At 57.9% G+C, this 5,716-nt stretch carries 9 protein-coding genes; 1 reads left to right on the top strand and 8 read right to left on the bottom strand.

Going from position 1 to position 5,716, the window contains the following annotated elements; translation table 11 throughout:
* Nucleotides 1–65: 65 nt before the first annotated feature.
* Nucleotides 66–602 (bottom strand): DUF2059 domain-containing protein, encoded by a 537-nt coding sequence (locus PROAA_RS07310; protein ID WP_186410716.1) that lies wholly within the window; start codon nt 600–602, stop codon nt 66–68.
* 152 nt (nt 603–754) lie between these two features.
* On the opposite strand from PROAA_RS07310, the gene PROAA_RS07305 reads away from it, so the two are divergent.
* Nucleotides 755–1,270 (top strand): phage integrase N-terminal SAM-like domain-containing protein, encoded by a 516-nt coding sequence (locus PROAA_RS07305; RefSeq protein WP_186410715.1) that lies wholly within the window; start codon nt 755–757, stop codon nt 1,268–1,270.
* Nucleotides 1,271–1,336: 66 nt separating this feature from the next.
* Here the strand turns inward: PROAA_RS07305 and PROAA_RS07300 are convergent, their stop codons facing one another.
* From PROAA_RS07300 to PROAA_RS07270, 7 genes are all read right to left on the bottom strand, one after another.
* A complete protein-coding gene (locus PROAA_RS07300) occupies nt 1,337–1,756 on the bottom strand; it encodes a hypothetical protein (protein WP_186410714.1) in 420 nt (139 codons plus the stop codon).
* 88 nt (nt 1,757–1,844) lie between these two features.
* Complete coding sequence (locus PROAA_RS07295) at nt 1,845–2,234, bottom strand: OsmC family protein (RefSeq protein ID WP_186410713.1); 390 nt, start codon at nt 2,232–2,234, stop codon at nt 1,845–1,847.
* A gap of 227 nt (nt 2,235–2,461) precedes the next feature.
* Nucleotides 2,462–2,731: an RnfH family protein gene (locus PROAA_RS07290; protein WP_186410712.1), complete on the bottom strand. Its 270-nt coding sequence runs from the start codon at nt 2,729–2,731 to the stop codon at nt 2,462–2,464.
* 9 nt (nt 2,732–2,740) lie between these two features.
* Nucleotides 2,741–3,424: an electron transport complex subunit E gene (locus PROAA_RS07285; protein ID WP_186410711.1), complete on the bottom strand. Its 684-nt coding sequence runs from the start codon at nt 3,422–3,424 to the stop codon at nt 2,741–2,743.
* Complete coding sequence (gene rsxG / locus PROAA_RS07280; protein ID WP_186410710.1) at nt 3,421–4,035, bottom strand: electron transport complex subunit RsxG; 615 nt, start codon at nt 4,033–4,035, stop codon at nt 3,421–3,423. Before rsxG ends, PROAA_RS07285 begins: the two co-directional genes overlap by 4 nt.
* 1 nt (nt 4,036) lies before the next feature.
* Entirely contained in the window at nt 4,037–5,161 is a 1,125-nt protein-coding gene (locus PROAA_RS07275; RefSeq protein WP_186410709.1) for an RnfABCDGE type electron transport complex subunit D, read from the bottom strand.
* A partial coding sequence (locus tag PROAA_RS07270) for a 4Fe-4S dicluster domain-containing protein (RefSeq protein WP_186410708.1) occupies nt 5,158–5,716 on the bottom strand: 559 nt, incomplete at its 5' end. The genes PROAA_RS07275 and PROAA_RS07270, both read right to left, overlap by 4 nt.

Below are 5,716 nucleotides of genomic sequence, written 5' to 3'. Positions count from 1 at the left end.
TGTCCAACAACCGGTTCAGATCGTGGCTCGCTTCGCGATCACGATCTAACCTTAATCGTTAGAACTCATTTTTTGGCGTCAGCGATTGCTTTTAGACGACGGTTAAATTCAGCCATGGCATTCGGGACTTGCTCTGTGTAGGCCTGAGAAAAAAGGGTATTAACATGTGCAGCGGCACCTTTGTGTGCTGAGACTAGTTTTTGCCCAACCGGACTTGAATAGAACTGGATTGCACTTTCTAATTGTACAACTGACATTTTTTCCGCATAAACAGCAGCGAGGGAAGTCAAAAACTCATCCTTTGTCGGACGGCTGCATATGGCTTCCCAGTATTGGCCATACGCCTGAAGAACTTCTGGCCACCGAGGAGATGTGGGTCGTAACCCGTAGAAACTATCAGGGTCTTTTGCTACCAATTGTGCCGGAGAGACCGCTTTTGAATTGGCCAAACATGCTTCGTGGTTGTTGTGAAATTGTTCTTCATACCGGAGGAGAACGACAAACCGACGGGCAAGAACGCTACTGTCTGCCGCCAAACTTTTGATCGGCAAGAACAGCACACACAAAATAGCCCAAGCAAAGCGACACGAGTGATATGGCATAAGATGAGTTCTAACTTTGTTATAGGGAGACAGTTTTGCGCCCTAACTCCGGCGCGTGCTGCATAACTCGGCGCCGCGAGGTACCCTCAATACCCCTTGCAGCCTGACTTTTAAGCACAGATACTGGTGTTTTCTCCAGTATTAAGTGGATCGTGAAAAGCAGCACTGTTTTTCTCCCCCCTTTGCAATCGGCCAAAGTGCTCAATCAACTGCGCGAGCGCATCCGCTATTTACACTACAGCATACGCACGGAGGACGTTTATGTCTATTGGGTGCGTTTGTTCATTCGATTCCATGGCCTTCGGCATCCTTCAACGATGGGTGGCGCCGAGGTGGAGGCGTTCCTTTCCTGGCTGGCCAATACGCGGCGCGTGGCAGCATCGACACACAAGCAGGCGCTATCGGCCCTTTTGTTCTTCTACGGCAAGGTGCTTGGAATGGATTTGCCGTGGATGAAGGAGATTGGCCGACCGCGGACCAAACAGCGCCTCCCGGTCGTTTTGTCACCGGACGAGGTTGCCCGACTTCTGTGCTTTCTCGAGGATGAGCATCGCTTGTTCGCTCAATTGCTGTATGGCACAGGGATGCGCATCAACGAGGGCTTGCAGCTTCGCGTGAAGGATGTGGATTTTGAGCGCAGCGGCATCGTCTTGCACGAAGCGATCTGAGTAGCCGTTGTCGCACATTCAGCATGTCATCTACCAATCTATGGGTATTTGCTCTTGGCGCTTCAACTACTTGTCGGGCACATCAATGTTGTGGTCGGCCAACCATTTTCGATCAAGCTCCCAGCGCACGCTTTTGATCCCGGGTTGGGCCAGTACGATGGCCCTCGCTTCTGACTGTACGTCGGCAAGCCGCTTCTCGGCTGCCATGAAGGCGGGATCGTTCGGATTCGTCGTGTCGATCTCGGGGAAAAGAGCGCCCAGCATTTTCAGCGCCGGCACCTCACGGTTACGCGGGGTGCTCATGATCGCCGTACCTTCGCTCACTTTCATGACCCGGAACTTGTAGGGGTAGCTCTTCTGTTTGGCGCTGGCCTGAGCCTCGATCACGCTCGTCAGTTGGCGCGAACGGGAATCCGGGGCCCGGATATACCAGTCCAATGCGACCAGCGCCAGAAGCACGAGGACTGCCCAGTATTTCTTCTTCACCTTGTCACTTCCTTTTCAGACGGCAAGGGGGCGCTTTCGTTTGCCGATGTCACTTTGCCACGACCACCATTCAGCTGCCCTGCCACGATCAAGCTTCGATCAATTCCAGCGTGACAGCCGGCGGCGCTTCCATTGCCTTTTTCACCGGGCAGGCACCCGCGTTTCTCAGCAGGCCCGCAAAGTGGTCCCGTGGGAAGCTTGCCGGAACCTTGAGCTTGAGGTGTATGTCCGTCAGAACGTGCCTGGAATTGAATACGGATTCAAGCTCGACCTTGATGCCCTCATGGGGCAATTTCCATTTGCGGCAGTAGCGTTGGGCGAAATATGCCGTACAGGCAGAGAAGCTCACCAAGAAGATGTCAAATGGCGATGGCGCCTTGTCGTCGCCAAAAGGCGCCGGCTGGTCTGCGTCGATGACAAACTTGTCGCCAATATCGGTAGTGATTCTGGCGCCGTCGAGTACGGATGAAACGATCATTCCTGTCCCCTGATATAAATTAGCGCCTTCTAATATAGCATGCCTTCAGGTTTCCTTTCAAGGCTATCTTCCGCTTCTCCGTCATGTTGCAGGAGGCGCCCGTTTTACCTCCACTTGCAGAGTGGCGGCGACGGCATTTGAGTATGTATTCGCGGGCGCGAAGAAGCTCAGGCAAGGCGCCGGAGCATTCTCCGGGGAGCGCTACACAGCAGGGAGGCAGTCATCAGTCATTCTTCGACCATGTCCCGGCGCGGGACAGTTTCCGGATCGGCGATGATTTCCCGATAAATCTCGACGCGATCGCCCGGCCTGAGTGTGGCGTCGAGTTTGACCAGAAGGCCGAACACGCCAACCCGCTGCCTTGACAGATCGACGTTTGGAAACTGTTTGAGGATCCCGGATCGCGCGATGGCCTCATTGACCGTCGCCCCGTCGGGGACTTCGATATTCAGCCAGATTTGCTGACCCGGTTCCGAATAGGCTACACCAATCTGCATGGTTCTTCCTCAAGTAGCATGAGTGGCGACGCTACAACCGGCCGCTTGTTCAGCGCGCTTGCCAAGCTGCTTTTCCAGCACTCGCTTGCCAGCCAGCAGAAAGCCCAGGACGGCAAAACCGCCGGGCGGCAGAATCATCAACAGCGCACCGCCGTAATCCGGGATTTGAACTTCAAGAAAGGCGAATGACGAGCCCAGCAAATTGGAAGCGTTCGCGAACAGGGTCCCCGAACCAAGAAATTCGCGGATCAGGCCGATCACCATCAGCGCTCCGGTAAAGCCCAACCCCATGGCCAGCCCATCGACAGCAGACGCCAGAATTCCGGACTTGGCGGCGAAGGACTCGGCCCGACCGAGAATGGCGCAATTGACCACGATCAGCGCGATGAACAGGCCCAGCACCTTGTAAAGGTCGTGCATCCAGGCATTCATCGCCATGTCAACGATAGTCACCAGCGTCGCTATGAGCACAACGAACACGGGAATCCGCACCTGGGAACTCACCGTGTGGCGGATCATCGACACCAGGCTGTTGGAGGCGACCAGCACCGCGGTGGTCGCCAACCCCATGCCGAGGCCGTTGGTCCCGCTGGTCGTCACGGCCATGGCCGGACACATGGCGAGCAGCTGCGCGAACACGACGTTCCGGTCCCATAGCCCGTCCTTCATGATGCTGCCGACGTTTATGCTCATGACTTTTCTCCCAGAATTTCCTTGCGGTGTTCGGAATAGAACTCCAACCCGCCCTTCACGGCCTTGACCACGGCACGCGGCGTGATCGTTGCCCCGGCAAACTGATCGAAAATCCCGCCATCCTTCTTCACGCCCCATCTTTCGAGCGGCGGATTGCCCAGGGTCTTGCCGTCGAAATCCCTGATCCAGGGCGATTTTCCGAGCTCGATCTTGTCACCCAGCCCCGGCGTCTCGGCATGTTTGACCACGCGCACGCCGATCGTTCGGCCCTCGGCATCGACAGCCATCAGCACCTGAATATCCGCCGCGTAGCCCCGCTCGGCCACCTTGAAGATAGCTCCGTTGATGACATTCTTGTGGCGGGCGCGATAGATGGTCACCGGCTTGCCGTTGCGCTCGATCTCTATGGTGTCGTTGAGAAAGTCGTTGTCGGCAAAGCCCGCAGGCAGCACTTCGGAAAGCGAGTCGCGCAAATCCTTGGCCTCGGCGGCAGCAATGACATCGCTTGTGACACTGGAGGCCAGGGCCAGCAAACCGCTTGCAAACAGGGCGAATACGCCCAACAGGATCGGCTGGTAAACGATCTTTTCGCGGAAGGATGCAAAGCTCATCTCACGCGTCCCCGGATTCGGGAATGCTCAGCGGTTTGCCCTTGCGGTCGCGGCCGAGTATTCGCGGCTTGATCAGGCGATCGATCACCGGCGTCAGTGCGTTCATCAGCAACACGGCAAAAGCCAACCCCTCCGGGTAACCGCCGTAGGTGCGGATGACCCAGGTCAGAAAACCGATCCCCAGTCCAAAGACGAACTGTCCGCTAGCGGTATTGGGTGAGGTCACATAATCGGTCGCAATGAAGAAGGCGCCGAGCATGGCCGCTCCGGAAAGCAGGTGCACCGTCGCGCTCAGGTAGTGCGCCGGATCGACGCTGTGCCCGATGGCCGCGGGAATCGCCAGTCCGGCAAGGACTGCGACGGGTGTATGCCAGGTGATGATGCCGCGCGCCAGCAGGTACAGACCGCCGCCAAATATCAGCAGTGAGGCCGACTCGCCGAAACTGCCAACACGGGAGCCCAGCCATGAAATGCTGGGCGCATGCGCGCTGGACAACGAGTGAAACAGATCGATGCCACGCGAGAGTTCTGTTTTCGAATACCCCAACACCGATGCGCTGGCCATCGCATCGGGCACCGGCATGCTGGTCAGAAACTGGCGCAGGCTATGCACAAAATCGAGGCTCGCCGCCGAAGACAGCGGCAAGGGTGTAACCCACTGCGTCATCGGTAGCGGGAAGGACACCAGCAAGGCTACCCGCGCTACCATCGCCGGATTGAAAACGTTCTGCCCTACCCCGCCGAATACCTGCTTGCCGATGATGATGGCGATGAAGCCACCGAGCACCGCCACCCACCAGGGCGCCCAGGGCGGCAGGCTCATCGCCAGCAGCCAGCCGGTGAGCAGTGCCGAACCGTCGAGCAGCGTGGCCTTGATGCGCTTGCTGCCCATCAGCCTGAGCGCCAGGACTTCGAAGCCAAGGCACGAGAGAATAGTCAGCGCCCAGAGGAAAAAGGACTGCCAGCCGAACAACCAGAATCCGAATAACGTGGCGGGAACCAGGGCCATCTTCACGCGAAGCATCGTCTGCGAGACCGAGTTTCCCCCGTGCGCATGCGGCGAGGCGACCAATGAAGCCGCCAAGCGAAGACCGATATCGCTCTTTGACGTGTCGGCGGAACTCATGCGGGTTCCTTTTGTTTGCCTGCATCGCTGGCCTCGTTGGCCGCGCTGGCCGCTTCGCTGGCCTGCTGCGCCGCCCTTTGCGCCTTGCGCAACGCAGCCGCTTCGGCCCTCTCGCGCGCTGCACGCTCCAGACGGCTTTGCCGCTGCTGGGCAAGTTTTTTGGTTGCTTCGCTACGCAGGAGTGCGCGCTGGCGTTCCGAAAGATCACCCTTGGCGTGATAGAAGTACTGCACCAGCGGAATATGCGATGGGCAAACATAGGCACAACAACCGCAGGCGATGCAATCGGAGAGCCCGAGATTGGACGCGCCATCCATGTCGTCGTTGCGAATGCGCGCGCTCATCTCCAGCGGCAGCAGGCCCATCGGACAGGCCTTGATGCAACGCCCGCAGCGGATGCAGGCTTCGGACTCCGATTCGGCGGCTTCGCCGGCATTGAGCAACAGGATACCGCTCGTCCCCTTGACCACCGGCACCCGGGTATGGGGCAGAATGCTGCCCATCATCGGCCCGCCCATCACCAGTTTTGCGATTTCGCCCGGCTTCCCGTTCCGT

Origin of the sequence: Candidatus Propionivibrio aalborgensis, from assembly GCF_900089945.1 — a bacterium.
Lineage (GTDB): Bacteria > Pseudomonadota > Gammaproteobacteria > Burkholderiales > Rhodocyclaceae > Propionivibrio > Propionivibrio aalborgensis.
Note: the sequence above shows the minus strand (reverse complement) of the source record. Positions and strands in the feature narration are given on the sequence as shown.